This is a genomic window from Stenotrophomonas sp. 1278 (assembly GCF_029892765.1).
Taxonomy (GTDB): domain Bacteria; phylum Pseudomonadota; class Gammaproteobacteria; order Xanthomonadales; family Xanthomonadaceae; genus Stenotrophomonas; species Stenotrophomonas indicatrix.
Window position 1 is genome coordinate 66,868 of record NZ_JARXWD010000010.1, and the last position, 19,425, is coordinate 86,292.

A 19,425-nucleotide genomic window follows, 5' to 3' on the forward strand; every position below is an offset into this window, starting at 1 on the left:
ATATATATCTTTTCGCCGATGTCCGCTGGGCAGGATGGCCTTCTTCCATTGAAAGCACTTCAAAATCAATAGCATGCGATGGTTTCGCAAAAGTTGGCACGGCCATTGCTCTATATCCGGCAAGACACGACGCGGGCTGTTCCCGCCGAGGACATCAGCATGGCCAACCTTTCGCTCTTCTCCTGGATGCGCACGCCGCAGCCGCCGCAGGCAGACACCGTCAATGAAGCCGGTGGCCTGGCCTACCGCCGCGACCCGCGTGCGGCGCTGGCGCTGTATGCGGCCACCGGGTGCCTGAACAACACCTTCTACAGCGACGCCGAGGCACAGCTGCAGCAGGTGCTGGCGCTGACCGCGCAGGTCGAGCCGCGCTTCATTGCCCGCACCGCCCTGTACGCCCGCCAGGTCGCACACATGAAGGACATGCCGGCGCTGCTGCTGGCGGTGCTGAGCCTGCGCGACCCGGAGGCGTTCGCCCTGGTTTTCCCGCGGGTGATCGACAACGGCCGCCAGCTGCGCACCTTCGTGCAGATCATGCGCAGCGGCCAGGTGGGGCGCCGCTCGCTCGGCTCGCTGCCCAAGCGCAGGGTGCGTGAGTGGATCCAGCAGGCGTCGGCGGAAACGCTGGTGCGTGCGGCGATCGGCCAGCAGCCGTCGCTGGCCGATGTGATCCGCATGGTGCACCCGAAGCCGGCCAACGCCGAGCGCAAGGCGCTGTATGCATGGATCATCGGTCGTCCCTACGACGAGGCGCAGCTGCCGGCAGTGGTGCAGGCGTACGAGGCGTTCAAGCGTGACCCGCGCGGACTGCCGCCGGACCTGCCGTTCCAGTACTACAGCACGCTGCCGCTGGACGCGGCGCAGTGGTCGGCACTGGCCCGCAATGCATCGTGGCAGTCGATGCGGATGAACCTCAACACGTTCGCCCGCCATGGCGTGTTCGACGATCCGGCGATGGTGCAGGTGATCGCAGAGCGCCTGCGTGATCCGCAGCAGGTGCGTCGTGCCCGCGTACTGCCCTACCAGCTGCTGATGGCCTTCCACGCCGGCGGTGGCTTGCCGGCGCCGATCCTGGAAGCGTTGCAGGACGCGATGGAGATCGCCACGGCGTCGGCCCCGGCATTGCCCGGGCGGGTGGTGGTGGCGGTGGACGTGTCCGGTTCCATGCAGTCGCCGGTAACCGGCTACCGCAAGGGCTCCAGCACGGCGGCGCGCTGCGTGGACGTGGCGGCGCTGGTTGCAGCCTGCGTGCTGCGCGGCCAGCCGCAGGCCAAGGTGTTGCCGTTCGATACGGAGGTGCGCCACGTGCGCCTGAATCCGCGCGACAGTGTGATGACGTTGGCCCGCCAGCTGGCCATCAACGGCGGTGGTACGTCGGTCAGCGCGCCGCTGCACTACCTCAACCTGCGGCGCGAGCCGGTGGACCTGGTGGTGCTGGTGTCGGACAACGAGAGTTGGCGTGACACCCGCCAGGGCGGCCAGACGGCCACGATGCTGCAGTGGGATGCATTGAAGCGTCGCTGCCCACAGGCGCGGCTGGTGTGCATCGACCTGCAGCCGGTGGCCAGCAGCCAGACCGTGCAGCGCGGTGACGTGCTGCACATCGGTGGCTTCAGCGATGCGGTGTTCGACCTGATGGCGCAGTACGCCGCTGCGGCCGAGGACGGCAGCAGCTGGGTCGACCGCATCCAGGACATGGCGTTGTAAGGCGGCAGGGAGGCCGCACGGACCGCCCGGCTGGCAATGGGGCCAGCCGGGCAGGGCCAGGAATTCGTTTTCGCGGTGAATGCTGGTGGAACTACATTGGTTGTCCCTTCGGGGTCGGGTTCGAGTCCCGCGTTTCCTGCCTGTCGTGGGGAAGCAGACGTTCCACCTCCCTTGTCACCGCACCTTTTCAAACGGCACCGGCAACGGTGCCACCGCTTCAATGCCGGCAGCGCGAATGCCGGAGGAACTACAGCCCCTTAAGCTCCAGGTCGCGGGTTCGACTCCCGCCTGCCACGGCAACGCGGCAGTAGCTCAGTGGTAGAGCAGGATGTTCCTCCAGATTCTTGTCGTGCTGCCGGCACCTTCGCTTTCGTTGCGCGGGGAATGCAGGTGGAACTACATCGGAAGCCCTTCGGGGTCGGGTTCAAGTCCCGGCCGTCCTCCGCGGCAACGCGGGTGACGGAATGTTCCACCCCCTTTGTCACCGCACCTTCTTTGTTTTTGCTTTGGATGAAAGGAAACATCACCATGACCACCCTCAATTACGACGTGATCCAGCAGCCGGGCGCTGCACCGATCAAGCTGTGGACCCGCGGCGTGCCGCTGGAAGACCAGGCGCGCGAGCAGCTGCAGAACATCGCCAAGCTGCCCTTCATCCACAAGTGGATCTCGGTGATGCCCGACGTGCACCTGGGCAAGGGCGCGACCGTGGGTTCGGTGGTGCCGACCATCGGCGCGATCATTCCTGCAGCGGTGGGCGTGGACATCGGCTGCGGCATGATCGCGGTGCGCACCACGCTGGTTGCCAGCGACCTGCCGGACAACCTGTCGGCGGTGCGCAGCGCGATCGAGCGGGCGGTGCCGCACGGCCGCAGCGTCACCCGCGGGGGCCGTGACAAGGGCAGTTGGGACACGCCGCCCGAACTGGCGGTGGAAGGCTGGGCGCAGCTGGTGGATGACTTCGCATTGATCTGCGAGCGTCACCCGCGCCTGAAGAACACCAACAACCTCAAGCACCTGGGAACGCTGGGTACCGGCAACCACTTCGTCGAGGTCTGCCTGGACCAGGAGCAGCGCGTGTGGTTCATGCTGCACTCCGGTTCGCGTGGCGTAGGCAATGCCATCGGCACCTACTTCATCGAGCTGGCCAAGCAGGAAATGCGCCGCTGGATGATCAACCTGCCCGACCAGGACCTGGCCTACCTGCCCGAGGGCAGCCAGTACTACGGCGACTATGTGTTCGCGGTGGACTGGGCGCAGCGTTTCGCACGCATGAATCGCGAGGTGATGATGCGCAACGTGGTGGCCGCGGTGCGTACGGTGATCAGCAAGCCGTTCGAGGCCGAGGCCGAGGCGGTGAACTGCCACCACAACTACGTGAACCGCGAGACCCACTTCGGCAAGGAAGTGATGCTGACCCGCAAGGGCGCGGTGAGTGCGCGCAAGGGCGAACTGGGCATCATTCCGGGCAGCATGGGGGCCAAGAGCTTCATCGTGCGTGGCCTCGGCAACGAGGACAGCTTCCACAGCTGCAGCCACGGTGCCGGCCGCGTGATGAGCCGTACCCAGGCACGCAAGCTGATCACGGTGGATGACCACGCCAAGGCCACCGCGCACGTGGAGTGCCGCAAGGATGCGGAGGTGGTGGATGAATCGCCGGCGGCCTACAAGCCGATCGAGGCAGTGATGGAGGCCCAGCGCGATCTGGTCGAGATCGTGCACACGCTGCGCCAGGTGGTGTGCGTGAAGGGATGAGGCAACCCGTGCGCGGCGTACACTGCGCCGCGCACGGCAGCAAGGCCCGGCATCGAACAACGGGCACGGAGGAACAGACAGATGGACATGATTGAACTGGATGGCGGGCACGGAGGCGGACAGCTGCTGCGCTCGGCACTGACCCTGAGCCTGTGCACCGGCACCGGCTTCACGCTGCACAACATCCGCGCGATCCGGCGCAAGCCGGGGTTGATGCGCCAGCACCTGACCGCGGTGAACGCTGCGGCGCGGGTCGGCAACGCCTGTGTGCACGGTGCAGAACTGGGCGCTACCTCGTTGCGCTTCGAGCCGGGGCGGGTGAGCGCCGGCACCTACCACTTCGCGACCGGCAGCGCCGGCTCGGCCACGCTGGTGCTGCAGACCGTGCTGCCCGCGCTGTGGCGCGCGCAGGGGCCGTCGCAGCTGCGCCTGGAAGGCGGTACCCACAATCCGCTGGCACCCAGCGCGGATTTCATCGCGCAAAGCTATCTGCCGGCGCTGGGCCGGATGGGCGTGCAGGCGTCGATGCAGCTGCTGCAGCACGGCTTCCATCCAGCCGGTGGCGGCGTGATGGAGGTGCAGGTGCAGCCGTGCGCGGCGTTGCAGCCGCCGTCGTTGGAGGTGCGTGCACCGTTGCAGGCGATCGAGGCACAGGTGCTGATGTCCGGCCTGTCCAGCGGCATCGGCCTGCGCGAACTGCAGGTACTGGCCGAGACGCTGGGCGTGGACCCGCACCCGCGCAACGTGCAGTCGATACGGCCGGCGCTGGGACCGGGCAACGTCGCCCTGGTGCGCGTGCGTCATGGTGATCACGTGGAGGTGTTCAGCGGCCACGGCGAGCGCAGTGTCTCCGCCGAGCAGGTCGGGGCGCGCCTGGCCGGGCAGGTCAAGCAGTACCTGGACGGGACCGGTGCTGTTGGCGAGTACCTGTCCGACCAGTTGCTGCTGCCGATGGCGCTGGCGGGCGGCGGTGCGTTCACCACCCACGTGCTGAGCGATCACCTGGTCAGCAATGCGCGGTTGATCGAGAAGTTCCTGCCGGTGGAATTCGACTGGCAGCCGCACGACGGTGGCTGGCGGGTGACGGTGCAGGCCTGAGTGCCCGCCGGGCGTGGCCCGGCGCTACCGGAGCATTCCAGTCGCCTGTCGATCCTGGGCGCGTCGGCCGATCATGCCGCGCTGCGCAGGCATCGCTGCGCGCTGCCGGATTGATCCTGCGCAAGGCACGATCTCCACACAGGCTGTGTAATGGTGTCGTTCCCACTGGCTGGATCACCGCGGAGCCCCACCATGTACAAGCGCATCCTGATCGCCACCGATGGCTCGGAGCTGGCCGACAAGGGCCTGGCCAAGGGCCTGGAGCTGGCCAAGGACCTCAACGCCGAGGTCGACATCGTCACCGTCTCCGAGCCTTGGGCCGTCGGCATGTACGACGCCATGGGCTGGAGCGTGGGCTACATGAACAGCCCGGAGTACAAGGCCGACCGCGAGGAAGGCGCGCAGAAGGTGCTGCAGCCGGCCCTGGCCAAGGCGGCCGAGCAGGGCATCACCGCCAATCCGGTGCATGTGCTGGACCGCTACGCGGCCGACGGCATCATCGAGACGGCGGGCCAGCGCAACAGCGATCTGATCGTAATGACCTCGCACGGCCGTCGCGGCGTCACCCGCGTGCTGCTGGGCAGCCAGACCGCCGAGGTGCTGGCGCGCAGCACGCTGCCGGTGCTGGTCATCCGCTGATACGGAAGCGTTCCCGGGGAGGGGACCCGACGCCGGCCGCAGGATGCGCGCCGGCGTTGTTTTTTATCGGCGGCCCGAAGAGCATCCACGCATGGCGTGGAACTACTCCAGTTCACCGTCAAAGATCCACGCCATGCGTGGATGGGGCCACCGCAATGCCCAGTAGATCCACGCCATGCGTGGATGGGGCCACCGCAATGCGCAGTAGATCCACGCCATGCGTGGATGGGGCCACCGCAATGCGCAGTAGATCCACGCCATGCGTGGATGGGGCGTGCCGATTGCCTTGATGGGGTCAGAGCCCTTTTCCGGGGAAAGGGATCCGACCCCGGCCACATCACCAGCTGTACAGCTTCCAGTACACCGGCGACACGCCATCCTTGTCATTGTCGAAGCGGCCATCGCCGTTCTTGTCATACATGTAGAACGGGGCGCCGCGTGCCGGCGTCACCTTGACCATGCGCAACTGGCCGGACACCCGGTATTCCTCGATGGTGTCGCCGTTGTCCATCGTGCGCTTGGAAACATCGGCGCCCTTGACGTCCACCGGGGGAGCGCCCGCACCGCCCATGCTGGCGCAGCCAGCAAGCAGGAGCAGGGAAGCCAGCATCAGGGTCTTCATCGGCGGGGCCTTTGCCTGGAAAGAGCCTTGATTATGCCCCAACGCCGCGTCGCTGCCGTGTCGCCGCGATGCAGGAACAGGCGCGTAGAATCGACACATGAGCAGATTAGTCCTGATCGACGGGTCCAGTTACCTGTACCGCGCGTTCCACGCGCTGCCGCCCCTGTCCAATGCACAGGGTGAGCCCACCGGCGCGCTGTTCGGCGTGGTCAACATGCTGCGCTCGACGCTGAAGGAGCGCCCGGCCTACGTCGCCTTCGTCGTCGATGCCCCCGGCAAGACCTTCCGCGATGACCTGTACGACCAGTACAAGGCCAACCGCCCGCCGATGCCCGATGAACTGCGCAGCCAGGTCGAGCCGATGTGCCGCATCGTCGAAGCGCTGGGCATCAGCATCCTGCGCATCGACGGCGTGGAGGCCGATGATGTGATCGGCACCCTGGCCCTGCAGGGCGTGGCACAGGACCTGAAGGTCACCATCTCGACCGGCGACAAGGATTTCGCCCAGCTGGTCCGGCCGGGCATCGAGCTGGTCAACACCATGACCGGCAGCCGCATGGATTCGGACGCGGCGGTGATGGACAAGTTCGGCGTGCGCGCCGACCAGATCGTCGACCTGCTGGCGCTGATGGGCGATACCGTGGACAACGTGCCCGGCGTGGAGAAGTGCGGGCCGAAGACGGCCGCCAAGTGGCTGGCCGAATACCAGCATCTGGACGGGGTGATGGCAGCGGCGCCGACCATGAAGGGCAAGATCGGCGAAAACCTGCGCGCCGCACTGGAGCGCCTGCCGCTGAACAAGGAGCTGGTGACCATCCGCACCGACGTCGCGCTGGACGCCAGCCCGACCACGCTGGCCCTGCGCGATCCGGATGTGCCCACCCTGGGCGAGCTGTACCTGCGTTACGGCTTCACCCAGGCATTGAAGGAGCTGGGCGGGCCGGTACCGGCGCCTGCAGTGGCCAACGACGCGACGCCGAGCCTGCGTGGCACCGCCGCAGGCTTTGCCCGTGGCAGCGCCGAAGCGCCGCCCGTCGGCGAGCTTGATCCGGCGCTGTCGGCGCCCGGCGAGTACGAAACCGTGCTGACCACCGAGCAGCTGCAGGCCTGGGTTGCGCGCGTGCAGCAGGCTGACCTGATCAGCTTCGACACCGAGACCGACGCACTGGATGCGATGCGTGCGCGCCTGGTCGGCATCAGCCTGGCGGTGGAGCCGGGCAAGGCCGCCTACATCCCGGTCGGCCACGATTATCCCGGCGCGCCGGCACAGTTGCCGCTGGCACAGGTGCTCGATGCGCTGCGGCCGTTGCTGCAGGACCCGGCGAAGAAGAAGCTGGGCCAGCATGGCAAGTACGACCTGCACGTGCTGCGCCGCCATGGCGTGGACGTGCAGGGCTACCACGACGACACCATGCTTGAGAGCTTCGTGCTCAATTCCACCGCCACCCGCCACGACATGGATTCGCTGGCCCTGCGTTACCTGGGCTACAGCACCATCAAGTTCGAGGACGTGGCAGGCAAGGGCGCCAAGCAGATTTCGTTCTCGCAGGTGGGCATCGACGAGGCCGGCCGCTACGCCGCCGAAGACGCCGACATCACCCTGCGCCTGCACCACGCGCTGCAGCCGCAGCTGCTGGTCGAACCGACCCTGGACAGCGTGTACCGCAGCATCGAGATGCCGCTGGTGCCGGTGCTGGCCAGCATCGAAGCCAATGGCGTGCGGATCGACACCGACGAACTGCGCCGGCAGAGCCAGGACCTGTCCTCGCGCATGCTGGCCGCGCAGCAGAAGGCCACCGAACTGGCCGGGCGCAGCTTCAACCTGGATTCGCCCAAGCAGCTGCAGGCGGTGCTGTTCGACGAGCTGAAGCTGCCGGCGGTGGTGAAGACCCCCAAGGGCCAGCCCAGCACCAACGAAGAGGCGCTGGAGGCGATTGCCGAGCAGCACGAGCTGCCCCGGGTGATCCTCGAGTACCGTGGCCTGGCCAAACTGCGCAGCACCTATACCGACAAGCTGCCGGAGATGGTCAACTCCGAAACCGGCCGGGTGCACACCAGCTACCACCAGTCCGGTGCCGCCACCGGCCGCCTGTCCTCGTCCGATCCGAACCTGCAGAACATCCCGATCCGCACCGAGGATGGCCGCCGCATCCGCCGCGCGTTCATCGCCCCGGAAGGCTTCCAGCTGCTGGCGGCCGACTATTCGCAGATCGAGCTGCGGATCATGGCGCATCTGTCCGGAGACCCGGGCCTGGTGCGGGCCTTCGAGCAGGGCGCCGATGTGCACCGCGCCACCGCCGCCGAGGTGTTCGGCCGCACCCTGGAAGAAGTGACCAGCAACGAGCGCCGCGCGGCCAAGGCGATCAACTTCGGCCTGATGTACGGCATGAGTGCGTTCGGACTGGCCCGCAACCTCGGCATCGACCGCGGCCAGGCGCAGGATTACGTGGCGCTGTACTTCAGCCGCTATCCGGGCGTGCGTGACTTCATGGAGCGCATGCGCGAGCAGGCCCGCGAGCAGGGCTACGTGGAGACCCTGTTCGGTCGCCGGCTGTACCTGAACGACATTCATGCACGTAACCAGGGCCTGCGTGCTGGCGCTGAACGTGCGGCGATCAATGCACCGATGCAGGGCACCGCCGCCGACATCATCAAGCGCGCCATGGTCGATGTGGACAAATGGCTGCGTGACAGCGGCGCACCGGCGCGGATGATCCTGCAGGTGCACGATGAACTGGTGTTCGAAGCCGAGGCCGGTTTCATCGAAGAACTGCGTAGCAATGTCGTGCAGCGCATGTCGCAAGCGGCACAATTGCGGGTGCCGTTGGTGGTCGATACCGGTACTGGCAGCAATTGGGATGAGGCGCACTGAGTCGCATTCAGGCCGAAAACGCCGTGAATTCGTTCATTTGCATGATGTTTCTGACTCAAACATGAATGTTTCCCTGATGGGTGTTTATTAAATTGGGCCCCTTCACGAACCGTTAGTGTTCGGAGTGCTTCTATAACTCCCGACAGGCGCAATGCCTGTCGTGGATCTCTCCCATCCCCTGGAGCAGATCTCGGAACGGGGGCTCCTCCCCAAGCGCCCGTTCCCCGGCCCCGTTGACCTCCCCCTGGTCAGCGGGGCTTTTTATTTGTGCGCTGCTGCGCCACGCTGGGCCACCGCCCAGCAGGGAAACCCGCAATGCCCGATCTGTTCGACTTGGCGATGCCGTGGTGGGAATTCATCCTGCGCGCGGTGGTGGTCTACGCAGTCGTGCTGGGCATGGTCCGGCTCAGCGGCAAGCGCGCGCTGGGTCAGGTCACCCCGTTCGACGTGCTGCTGATCGTGCTGCTGGGCAACGCGGTGCAGAACGCACTGCTGGGCACCGACACCTCGCTGGCCGGCGGCCTGCTGCTGGCCGCCACGCTGATCCTGCTGAACTATGGCGTAGGCTGGATCACCGCCCGCAGCCGCCGCATGGAACGGCTGATCGAGGGCGAACCGGTGGTGATCGCGCGCAACGGCAAGCTCTTCGACAGTGTGCTGCGGCGCGAGCTGGTCAGCCGCGCCGATTTCGATGTCGCCATGCGCCAGCAGAGCTGCATCGGCGTGGAAGAAGTGGAACTGGCACTGCTGGAAACCAACGGCCACATCACCATCATTCCCAAGCGCAAGGACGATTGAGCGGATGCGGTCGATATCGAGCTTGCCCGACCACCTGTCGCCTCGGCCCGGTCCCGGTAGTGGTCGAGCTTGCTCGACCGCTGTGGGCGCCACGCATCACACCCAGTCGCGCGGCACCAGGTAATCGGCCAGGCGCGCCTCGGCGCTGCCTTCGTCGGGGCTGAAGCCGTACTCCCAACGCACCCGCGGCGGCAGGCTCATCAGGATGCTCTCGCTGCGCCCGCCACTCTGCAGGCCGAACAGCGTGCCACGGTCGTAGACCAGGTTGAACTCGACGTAGCGGCCGCGGCGGTACAGCTGGAACTCGCGCTCGCGTTCGCCGTAGGGCGTGTCCTTGCGCTGCTGCACGATCGGCAGGTAGGCATCGAGGAAGCCATCGCCGACCGCGCGCAGGTAGGCGAAATCGCGTTCGAAATCGCCGTGCAGATCATCGAAGAACAGACCACCCACACCGCGCGTCTCATTGCGGTGGCGCAGGAAGAAATACTCATCGCACCAGCGCTTGTGCGCGGCGTAGCGTTCGTCGCCGAACGGTGAACACAGATCGCGCGCCACCCGATGCCAGTGCTGCATGTCCTCGTCGAACGGGTAGAACGGGGTCAGGTCGAAGCCACCGCCGAACCAGCTGGCCACCACCTCGCCGTCGCGCTGGGCCTGGAAGAAGCGCACGTTGGCGTGGGTGGTCGGCACGTAGGGGTTGAGTGGGTGGAACACCAGCGACACACCGGTGGCGCGCCACGAGGCACCGGCCAGTTCCGGCCGGTTGGCCGAAGCCGACGGCGGCAGGCGACTGCCCGCCACATCGGAAAAGCCGATACCGGCCTGCTCGAAAACCGCGCCATCGCGCAGCACGCGGGTGCGGCCACCGCCACCTTCGGCGCGCTGCCACAGATCTTCCTGGAAGCGTGCCCGGCCATCGGCGGATTCGATCGCTGCACAGATGCGGTCCTGCAGGTCGGTGAGGTAGGCGCGCACGCGCTCGAATTCGTTCATGGCGCGTACTTTACCGCAGCGCCGTGCCTGCGCTGGCGCGCGCCCCGCAGGTCGGCGACGAACCGTCACGCTGGTAGCGGGCGAAGCGGGCCCAACGGTCGTTGCCGACAAGATCGCCATTGGCCAGCTGCCAGAACACGTGGTCCTCACCTTCCTCGTTCCGCACCCGGATGGCGCCCTCGCGCATGACCGCCGGCTGCCTGCCGGACGCATCGACCTGGACCTGGGCGTCGTCGCCGAACACCAGGGCGTGGCCCTGCGCCGCATAGCGGCCGCAGGGCAGCTTGGCCACGTCCACGATGACCAGGTCTGCGCTGCTCAGTGCGGCCAAGGGCGCGACGCTGCTGCAGGCCTGCGGGTCCCGACCGATGCTGCAGGCCAGCTGCAGGGCATCGCGGGCCGGCAGCAGGCGCGCCGATGCCCACAGCGCCACGGCCGCGGCATGGCAGGAACTGGCACTGGGATGCTTGCGGCACAGCATGCTGACCTCGTCCAGCCGCGCTGCCGGTAGCGGCACGTCGCGCGGGATGCTTCGCGCCACCGAGAACGCCCAGGCCGCATCACGGACCCGGCCCACCGCTTCGGCCTGTTTGCATGCTTCTGCGTCGACGTCCGTGCTGCCACGCTGGCATGCCGCAGGTTCAGCAGGCTCCTCGCGATTGCTGGCCAGGGCGATGTCGAGCACCAGGGCATTGCGGGCGTCGCTGCGATAATCCTCGATCAAGCGATTGCAGCCGGCCGGCACGCCTTCACGGCACCACTGCCGCCAGCGCTCGGGTCCGGCCACTGCCATGTCATCCATGCAGCTGGCGATATCGGCGCGGCAGCTGCCCGCTGCGAACACCGGTGACGCCTGGCAGACCGCCGTGCTTTCCAGCGTGTAGTAACGCTCTTCGCCGGCCAGCGCGTGGCCCTCGTCGATGATCTGCAGGACCTCGATGTCGCCGGTGGCCAGGTTGGCCAGCATCAGCACGTCCTGCAGCTGCTCCAGGTTGTAGGGCTCCGGGGCCGCGCCGGGGATGAGGCGGGAGCCCTGCACTGGGCTTTCCACCGTCAGCCGGGTGCCGCTGTCAGCGTCCTTGAAGGTGCCGCACAGCAGTGGTTGCGCGGATGCTGCCGGGCCGAGCGACAACAGCAGCGCGGCGATCCACCCGCGTGACAGGTGGCCGCGGTGGGCAGTGGAGGGGGGCATGCAGGAACTCCTTGCAGAAACGGTACGTGGAACGATGGTCATCATCGGCGGGCAGACGGTGCGGTATCACGGGTGGGCGCAGCCTTGCAGCGCACAGCACCCGGCTGCCGCTGGTAACGCTGGTAGCCGGTCCAGGCATCCATGCCCAGCAGGTCGCCATTGGCCAGCAGGCGCAGCACATGATCGCTGCCGTGGTCATTGCGCAGATGGATGGCACCGTCCAGCAGTCGCACCTGCGAGCGCTGGCTACCGATCGTCGCGTGGCCATCGTCGCCGAACGCAACCGCATCGATCGTGCCGCCGTCGGCCCGGTACAGGCCACAGGGCGGCTCGGTCGCATCGACCAGGCGCAGCGCGGCACCGAGTGCCTGCAGGGGCTCGACCCGTTCGCATGCGCTGTCGCGACCGCTGTCGCAGACCACCTGCAACGCCTGCACGGCCGCCCGCGGATCGCGCGCATTCAACTGCTGCTCGGCCACTTCGGTGCAGAAGCGGCCAGCGCGCTGCTGCAGGCACAGCTGCTGCAACTGGTCACGCTGCGCCGCCGGCAGTTCCACCCACGCTGGATCGATGCCACGGGCGAACGCCTGGCCGCTGGCCTGTGCCATGGCGGCGGCCAACGCGTCACGACGGGCATCACGGCAGGTCAGCACCTCCTCGCGCTCCGCATCGGTGGTGCAGGGCGCCGATGCGGCGGTAGCCAGCGCTACGCCCTTGGCAGACGCGGCGGCGAGGAGCGCATCGTCCACGTAGCCCATCAACAGGCCGCTGCAGGCCGCGCCCACGCCCTGTTGGCAGGCGGTCAGCAGCTGCTGCGGCGTCGCCGCGTGCAGGCGAGCCATGCAGCGGTTCGCATCGGCCAGGCAGCTGCCGGCGGCGTTCACGGCCACCGGCTGGCAGACCGCCGGTGCACGCAGCTGGTAGTCCTGCAGCGTGTCGTTGATGCGTCTGCCATCAGCACTGGCAGTGAGCGCTGTTGCCACGCCGTCATCCAGGTTGACCAGCACCAGGCCGTTGCCATCGCGTTCGATCTGCAGCGATTCGAGATCAAAGCCCGTCGCCAGGCGACGGCCCCGGTTGTGTGAGTCGATGACCAGCGCGGCATCATTCTGCGCATTGACGTACCGGCCACATCGCAGCGGCGCGGGCGTGGAAGCGGAGGCTGCGGCCGGCGCCGGCGGGGTGGCCAGCAGCAGCGCAGTGACGGTCAGCAACATCCGGAGCAGGGCAGGCATGCGACATCCTTGTCGAAGGCGGAACGCGGGAGGGGAGTCAGCGGAAGCGGCAGCGGATGTCCGGTCGCAGCAGGCGCCAACCCAGCCAGCCCTGCAGCCCCGCGAACAGCACCGAGGTGCCGACCAGTGTCAAGGTGAACAGCACACGCTGCACCTGCAGCTCATGCTGCGCCGTGGGGTCGCTGGCAAGCAGCGCGATCAACACCAACAGCAGGCGATCCATCCACCAGGCGATCACGAAGTTGGCCAGCGCGCTCAGGCCCAGCATCCACACATAGGCCCACAGGCCCCAGCGTCGCTCGCGCCACAGGCCCCAGCTGGCCAGGGTCGAGAACAGGCAGAGCAGGGCAACCAGCAGCGAGGTGGCCGCCGGGTGTTTGAGCATCCACCACAGGCTGCCGTCGAGCTGCTGTTCCCATGCCAGTGTCACCAGCGTGGTCCAGAACCCGGTGCGGGCCAGTGCCGCGGCCATCAGCGCCTGCGCGAGGAAATAGAGGGTGACCAGCAGGCTCAGCCAGAACGAGCCCTGCGCCACTGCGCCGACCCAGTTGCTGGGTGGCGGTGGGGCAGGTGCTGGAATCGAGGGAATCGAAGCTGACATCCGTTGTCCGGGTGAGCGATGCCTGCCGGGTCAGCGGGCCGTCGCCAGGGCAGCGACCGCTGGCAGGATATGGTGTTCACTCAAGGGTGCCAAGGGCCGGCCGTGCGGCGGCTGCAGCGGCACCCAGGCCAGTTCGGCGATCTCCGCACGCGCGCACGGCTCACCTTCGATCCACACCCGCCAGGCCTGCGCCTGCACGCGATGGCCTGGCTCGTTCACCGCCCAGTCCTCGAAACTCCCGAGTGCGATGGCCGAAGCGGTGTGCAGCCGTACGCCCAGTTCCTCGTCCAGTTCGCGTGCCAGTGCCTGCAGGGGTGCCTCGCCCGGGTCGGGCTTGCCGCCGGGCTGGATGAAGCGGCTGGCACCGTGCTTGCGCACCACCAGTGCCCGGCCACGGTCATCGAGGATGACCGCGGCCACGATGTGGATCGTGGCCGCGGCAGCACTCACTTCAGGTTCTGCTCGAACAGCTTGAGGATGCGCTTGTACTGGTCCAGCCAGGAATCGGCACGCACGTAGCCATGGCGCTCCAGCGGGTACGGCGCGATCGACCAGTTGTCCTTGTGCAGCTCGATCAGGCGCTGGGTCAGGTTCACCGAATCCTGGAAGAACACGTTGTCGTCCATCATGCCGTGGGCGATCAGCAGGTTGTCCTGCAGGTTCTGTGCGTACTCGATCGGCGAGGACACGCGGTACGCCTCCGGATCGATGTCCGGGGTGTTGAGGATGTTGCTGGTGTAGCCGTGGTTGTACTGGTGCCAGTCGACCACCGGACGCAGCGCGGCGCCGGCCTTGAACGTGCCCGGCGAGCGGAACAGGGCCATGAAGGTCATGAAGCCGCCGTAGGAGCCGCCGTAGATGCCGGCGTGGTCACGGTCACCCTGCTGGGTGTCGACCAGCCAGTCCAGGCCGTCCTTGTAGTCTTCCAGCTCCGGGTGGCCCATGTTGCGGTAGATCGCCGTGCGCCAGTCGCGGCCATAGCCTTCGCTGCCGCGGTAGTCCATGTCCAGCACGATGTAGCCCTTCTGCACCAGCAGGTTGTGGAACATCTGCTCGCGGAAGTAGGCCGGGTAGCGCTGGTGCACGTTCTGCAGGTAGCCGGCACCGTGCACGAACATCACGACCGGGTACTTCTTGCCGGGTTCCTTGTTTTCCGGCTCGTAGTACTTGGCCCAGACCACGCCGGCGCCATGCTTGGACGGCACCGCCACCAGCTTCGGCTGGATCCACTGGCGCGCCTTGTACTCGGCGGTACGGGTATCGGTCAGCACGCGCGCCTGGCCAGCGCCGGTACTCGGCACCACCGCCAGCTGCGCCGGCAGGTAGGCGCCGGAATAGCGCACCAGCAGCTGCTGGCCGTCCGGCGACAGCGAGAAATCTTCCACGCCATTGAGGCTGGTCAGCTCGCGCACCTGGCGGGCAGCGGTATCGACCGCGCAGACTTCGTAGTCATGCGGGGCCTGCTGGTTGCACAGGAAGTAGAAGCCCTTGCCGTCGGCCGACAGCACCGGCGCCGAGGTTTCCCACTTGCCGCTGGTCAGCGCCTGCGGCTTGCCGCCACCGGCTTGGGTGTACAGGTGCGAGAAGCCGGATTCCTCGGACAGCAGCCACAGCGTGCGGCCATCGGCCATCCAGCCGAAATCGTTGAAGCCCCAGTTGATCCAGGCGTTGTCGGTCAGCCGGTGGCGGTTCTGCACGCGGCCGTCGGCGACAGCAACGCTGACGATCCAGCGGTCCTTGTTGTCGTTGGCGCGCAGCATCACCGCGGCCTGCTGGCCGTCAGCGCTCCAGCGGATGCCACCGCCCATGAAGTCGCTCATCACCTGCACGCTGCGGTCGCCCTTCAGTGCGTCCTTGCCGGCCTTGCGGCGCAGCTCGGCCAGCGGATCGGTGCCGATGCCCGGCAGGCTGGACAGCGACAGCTTCTCGGCCTTGCCGCTGCGTACATCCACGAACCACAGGGTATGCGGCTCGAAGCCGTTGCGGCCGACGCGCTGACGGGTGTCCTCGGTTTCCTCATAGCCCGACTCGGTCACGTACAGCGGCATCTTGCCGCCGCGGCCGTCATCGAAGTCCTTCGGCTTGGTGGTCACGATCAGGTGGCCCAGGTCCGGCGACAGCACGCTGTCGACGATCTCCACGTCGGCACCCAGGAATACCGGACCCGGTGCGCGGGTCGGGTCGGCCTGGCGCCAGCGCTGGTCCTGGTCCTTCAGCGCCTCGCGCTGTTCGCGGTCGCGGCGCAGGGTTTCCAGCGTGCGCAGCTGCTGGTCGCGCAGCACGTCGGCCTTCGGCGGCGTGCTGGGATCCTTTTCGGCCTTCAGGCTGGCAACCTGCTGCACGCCGCTGGCGGCGGTCCAGTGGAACCAGTTCTGGCCGACGCGCCAGATCACGCCATTGTCGGCGGCGAAGTTCACGCCGCTGGCGCGCTCGTTGCTGCGGGTCAGCTGGGTCAGTGCGCCGCTGCGCAGGTCGCGCACGAACACGTCGCCGTTGCGCACGAACGCGCTGCGCGTGCGGCTGCGGTCGTACACCGGATCGGCCACGTCCAAGCTGCCGCGCTGGTCGTCGGCCACCTGCGCGGCCACGCCACCGGCGATCGGCTGGCGGAAGGTGTCGCGCACCGGGCTGCCGTTGCGCTTGAGCTGGTACTCCACCTGCTGGCTGTTCCACGACCACCAGGCCTTCTCCACCGGCGGACCGATCCAGTCCGGGTCGGCCATGGCCTGTTCGATGGTGATCGGTGTCGGCGCAGCCTGCGCGGCCGGAGCGGCCAGCACGGCAGACAGCAGGAGGGACAGGGGCAGCACTCGGGACATGGGCGGACAGCACCAGAAGAGGAAACCGGGCAAGCGTAGCAGCCGTCCCGGCCCCGGGCAGGGGCCACAGGTCATGGCAGCGGAATCGGCAAAGCGGTGCAACCGGTCGGCAGGGTCGCGCATCCAATCTCCTGAACCCGCATCATCCACCGGACAGGAGCACGACCATGCAGGAACTCATCCCGATCACCCTTTTCATCTGCATCGCCTATGCGATCCATGCCATCGCCGATGCGCGAGCGCGCAGCAAGCTGGTGGCGCCGCACGTGCCGGAGGAAGTCATCCGCTCGCTGGCGGTGCTGGAGGAGGAACGCCGCCGCCAGGGCGCGCTGCGCTGGGGCATCAGCCTGGTCTGCCTGGCGCTGGCCATGGCGCTGCTGGAGGCCATCGGCGCCCGCGACCTGACGTTCGGCGCAGCTGCCGCGCTGGTCGGCAGCGCAGGGCTGGGCCAGCTGCTGGCTTGGCACTTCACCCGCCCCGCCACGCGCAAGGGCTGAGCCGGCGCATGCTGCGGGCACAGGGGGAGTCCCACGCATGAGCCTGCTGGGGGAAGCGCTGGCTGCACTGCGGGGGCGGCGGCGCAATGTCCCCGTTGAGGAGCCCTCTGCGTGGTCGGACGACCGCGCCCTGGTGGGCGCGATCATCGACGGCTCACAAGCGGCCTTCGCGCAGTTGGTGGAAACACATCAGCGCACCTGCGCGCATGTGATCGGGCGCATGGTCGGCGACCGCGACCAGGTGGCCGACCTGCTGCAGGAAACCTTCCTGGCCGTGTTCCGCCAGCTGCACCGGTTCCGTTTTGAATCTTCGTTGCGGACCTGGATTTCGCGCGTGGCCTACACCACCGCGCTGCAGCACCTGCGGCGGCGGCGACTGGAAGCGCAGTGGATGGTGGCGGTGGAAGCGCCGGAGAAGTTGGGGGCCGGTGACGAGGGTCCGGGCCCTTCCGAACTCAGCGAGGCATTGCAGGCTGGCAGCCACTTGGGAGCAGCGCTGGAGCGGCTGAGCGCACCGCAGCGGCTGATCGTCGGGCTGCACTACCTGGAAGACTTCGATCTGGCCGAGATCGAGCAGGTGACCGGGCTGGCCCGGGGTACCATCAAGAGCCATCTGCACCGTGCGCGCCAGGTCCTGAAACAGGAGCTGGTGAAGCACGCCACCGCCGGAGAACTGTTGTGAGCCGACCAACCGATTCCCGCGAACCCGACGAGCGTGCGCTCTCGCAGGCCTTGCATGAACAGGTAAGGCAGGACGAGGTGCCGGATGTGAGCGAAGCGCTGCAGAAGCGGATTGCGTCCGAGTCGCGCGACAGCAGCGTGGGCTATGCGGTGGTGCAGATCGTGTTGCTGGGCGCGTTGCTGGCGATGGGCGTCTGGTATTTCTGGCGGTGAACGCCCCGCCGGGCATGGCCCGGCGCTACCGCGTGAATCAGCGCCCCGCCGGGCATGGCCCGGAGCTACCGCGTGAATCAGCGCCCCGCCGGGCATGGCCCGGGGCTACCGCGTGAATCAGCACCTCGCCGGGCATGGCCCGGAGCCACCAATGATGAAATGACGTGTAGCGCCGGGCCATGCCCGGCGGCTTCCACGCACCCTGCGACAAAGTGAAGCAGCGCGTCACCCGGTCGCATCCCGGCTTAACGATATCCCCCTAAAGTGGTCTGGTATCCCACCGGCACCTGGCAGGAGGCGTCCCTTGGACGCGTTGTTGTTGTCGCGGATCCAGTTCGGATTCGTCATCAGTTTCCACGTACTGTTCCCGGCCTTCACCATCGGTACGGCCAGCTGGCTGGCCTTCATCGAGTGGCGCTGGCTGCGCACGAAGTTGCCCGTGTGGCGCGAGCTGTATTTCTTCTGGCAGAAGATCTTCGCAGTGTCCTTCGGCATGGGTGTGGTCAGCGGCATCGTCATGGCCTTCCAGTTCGGCACCAACTGGCCGAGGCTGAGCGAGGTCGCTGGCACGGTCATCGGCCCGCTGCTGACCTATGAAGTGCTGACCGCCTTCTTCCTGGAAGCCAGCTTCCTCGGCGTGATGATGTTCGGCTGGGGCCGGGTGTCGCCGCGCCTGCATTTCCTGTCCACCTGCATGGTGGCGCTGGGCACGCTGTTCTCTACCTTCTGGATCCTCTCGTCCAACAGCTGGCTGCATACGCCGGCCGGCTACGAGATGGTCAACGGCGTCGTGCACCCCGTCGACTGGTGGCAGGTGGTGTTCAACCCGTCCTTCCCATACCGGCTGGCGCACATGGCGCTGGGTTCGTTCATCACCACCTGTTTCGTGATCGGTGGTGTGGGCGCATGGTATCTGCGCAGGGGAACGCACGTGGAAGCGGGGCGGCGGATGTTGATCGCGGCGGTGGCGTTCGCGGCGCTGACCGTGCCGGTGCAGATCTTCGTCGGCGACATGCATGGCCTGAACACGCTCAAGCACCAGCCGATGAAGATCGCGGCGATGGAAGCGCACTGGCATGAGACCAAGGAGGGCGAGGGTGTGCCGCTGGTGGTGTTCGCGCTGCCCAACGAGAAGGAGGAGCGCAACGATTTCGAGGTCGCCATTCCCAAGCTCGGCAGCGTGATCCTCACCCACACCCTGGACGGTACGTTCGATCCGCTGACGTCGGTGCCGGCCAGCGAACGGCCGCCGGTGACGCCGGTGTTCTTCGCCTTCCGCATCATGGTCGGGCTGGGCACGCTGATGCTGGTGCTGGCCTGGGTCTCGGCCTTCCAGCTGTGGCGGAAGAAGCTGCTGGCCTCGCCGTGGCTGCTGCGTGGCTGGAACTGGATGCTGCCCAGCGGTTTCATCGCGCTGCTGTCGGGCTGGTTCGTCACCGAGATGGGGCGGCAGCCGTGGGTGGTCTATGGCGTGCTGCGTACCGCCGATGCCGTTGGCCCGCAGAGTGCATGGATGACCGCGCTGTCGCTGGGTGTCTATGTGATCGGCTATGCCTTCGTGTTCGGCTGGGGCATCTGGTATCTGGTGAAGATCCTGCGCCACGGCCCGCAGCCGTACGACGAAGGCCCGTCGCTGGACCATGGCAGCCACACCCCGGCGCGGCCGCTGTCGGCCGCCGACGAACCGCTGGAGGAGCGCTGAC

The 19,425-nt window shown here is 67.3% G+C and carries 17 protein-coding genes; 10 read left to right on the forward strand and 7 right to left on the reverse strand.

Features of this window, described 5'->3' with window-relative positions; all coding sequences use genetic code 11:
* The first annotated feature begins 159 nt into the window (after nucleotides 1–159).
* From M2299_RS11225 to M2299_RS11240, 4 genes are all read left to right on the forward strand, one after another.
* Entirely contained in the window at nucleotides 160–1,707 is a 1,548-nt protein-coding gene (locus M2299_RS11225; RefSeq protein WP_280884357.1) for a VWA domain-containing protein, read from the forward strand.
* Nucleotides 1,708–2,235: 528 nt separating this feature from the next.
* On the forward strand, nucleotides 2,236–3,462 hold the full coding sequence (locus M2299_RS11230; RefSeq protein WP_025878047.1) for an RtcB family protein: 1,227 nt from the start codon (nucleotides 2,236–2,238) through the stop codon (nucleotides 3,460–3,462).
* A gap of 81 nt (nucleotides 3,463–3,543) precedes the next feature.
* Nucleotides 3,544–4,560: an RNA 3'-terminal phosphate cyclase gene (gene rtcA / locus M2299_RS11235; protein ID WP_025878045.1), complete on the forward strand. Its 1,017-nt coding sequence runs from the start codon at nucleotides 3,544–3,546 to the stop codon at nucleotides 4,558–4,560.
* A 192-nt stretch (nucleotides 4,561–4,752) separates the two neighbouring features.
* A complete protein-coding gene (locus M2299_RS11240; RefSeq protein ID WP_025878044.1) occupies nucleotides 4,753–5,199 on the forward strand; it encodes a universal stress protein in 447 nt (148 codons plus the stop codon).
* Between the two features lie 337 nt (nucleotides 5,200–5,536).
* Here M2299_RS11240 and M2299_RS11245 read toward each other — a convergent pair whose 3' ends face one another.
* Nucleotides 5,537–5,821 carry a DUF2782 domain-containing protein gene (locus M2299_RS11245; RefSeq protein ID WP_025878043.1) on the reverse strand — a complete coding sequence of 95 codons (285 nt, stop codon included), beginning with the start codon at nucleotides 5,819–5,821 and terminating at the stop codon, nucleotides 5,537–5,539.
* 97 nt (nucleotides 5,822–5,918) lie between these two features.
* Here M2299_RS11245 and polA point away from each other — a divergent pair, with 97 nt between their 5' ends.
* A complete protein-coding gene (gene polA / locus M2299_RS11250) occupies nucleotides 5,919–8,693 on the forward strand; it encodes a DNA polymerase I (protein WP_223486982.1) in 2,775 nt (924 codons plus the stop codon).
* Between the two features lie 315 nt (nucleotides 8,694–9,008).
* Nucleotides 9,009–9,491: a YetF domain-containing protein gene (locus tag M2299_RS11255; RefSeq protein WP_025878041.1), complete on the forward strand. Its 483-nt coding sequence runs from the start codon at nucleotides 9,009–9,011 to the stop codon at nucleotides 9,489–9,491.
* A gap of 96 nt (nucleotides 9,492–9,587) precedes the next feature.
* Here the strand turns inward: M2299_RS11255 and hemF are convergent, their stop codons facing one another.
* Genes hemF through M2299_RS11285 form a run of 6 tightly spaced genes read right to left on the reverse strand, consistent with a single transcriptional unit; the run spans nucleotide 9,588 to nucleotide 16,331 of the window.
* Nucleotides 9,588–10,484 (reverse strand): oxygen-dependent coproporphyrinogen oxidase, encoded by an 897-nt coding sequence (gene hemF / locus M2299_RS11260; RefSeq protein ID WP_100437076.1) that lies wholly within the window; start codon nucleotides 10,482–10,484, stop codon nucleotides 9,588–9,590.
* Nucleotides 10,485–10,494: 10 nt separating this feature from the next.
* Nucleotides 10,495–11,676, reverse strand: a complete 1,182-nt coding sequence (locus tag M2299_RS11265) for a hypothetical protein (protein ID WP_280884358.1) — start codon at nucleotides 11,674–11,676, stop codon at nucleotides 10,495–10,497.
* Nucleotides 11,677–11,717: 41 nt separating this feature from the next.
* Entirely contained in the window at nucleotides 11,718–12,911 is a 1,194-nt protein-coding gene (locus M2299_RS11270) for a hypothetical protein (protein WP_280884359.1), read from the reverse strand.
* 37 nt (nucleotides 12,912–12,948) lie between these two features.
* Nucleotides 12,949–13,512 carry a hypothetical protein gene (locus M2299_RS11275; RefSeq protein ID WP_033832530.1) on the reverse strand — a complete coding sequence of 188 codons (564 nt, stop codon included), beginning with the start codon at nucleotides 13,510–13,512 and terminating at the stop codon, nucleotides 12,949–12,951.
* Between the two features lie 30 nt (nucleotides 13,513–13,542).
* The gene (locus tag M2299_RS11280; RefSeq protein WP_099785858.1) at nucleotides 13,543–13,962 is read right to left on the reverse strand and encodes an NUDIX domain-containing protein; all 420 of its coding nucleotides are present in this window, start codon (nucleotides 13,960–13,962) and stop codon (nucleotides 13,543–13,545) included.
* A complete protein-coding gene (locus M2299_RS11285; RefSeq protein ID WP_280884360.1) occupies nucleotides 13,959–16,331 on the reverse strand; it encodes a S9 family peptidase in 2,373 nt (790 codons plus the stop codon). The genes M2299_RS11280 and M2299_RS11285 overlap by 4 nt, the downstream gene beginning before the upstream one ends.
* Nucleotides 16,332–16,498: 167 nt before the next feature.
* Here M2299_RS11285 and M2299_RS11290 point away from each other — a divergent pair, with 167 nt between their 5' ends.
* From M2299_RS11290 to M2299_RS11305, 4 genes are all read left to right on the forward strand, one after another.
* The gene (locus tag M2299_RS11290) at nucleotides 16,499–16,828 is read left to right on the forward strand and encodes a hypothetical protein (protein WP_025878030.1); all 330 of its coding nucleotides are present in this window, start codon (nucleotides 16,499–16,501) and stop codon (nucleotides 16,826–16,828) included.
* A 37-nt stretch (nucleotides 16,829–16,865) separates the two neighbouring features.
* Nucleotides 16,866–17,510 (forward strand): sigma-70 family RNA polymerase sigma factor, encoded by a 645-nt coding sequence (locus M2299_RS11295; RefSeq protein WP_117311737.1) that lies wholly within the window; start codon nucleotides 16,866–16,868, stop codon nucleotides 17,508–17,510.
* Complete coding sequence (locus M2299_RS11300) at nucleotides 17,507–17,722, forward strand: membrane protein (RefSeq protein WP_032976798.1); 216 nt, start codon at nucleotides 17,507–17,509, stop codon at nucleotides 17,720–17,722. The genes M2299_RS11295 and M2299_RS11300 overlap by 4 nt, the downstream gene beginning before the upstream one ends.
* Nucleotides 17,723–18,026: 304 nt before the next feature.
* Complete coding sequence (locus M2299_RS11305; protein WP_280884361.1) at nucleotides 18,027–19,424, forward strand: cytochrome ubiquinol oxidase subunit I; 1,398 nt, start codon at nucleotides 18,027–18,029, stop codon at nucleotides 19,422–19,424.
* The last annotated feature ends 1 nt before the right edge of the window (nucleotide 19,425 follow it).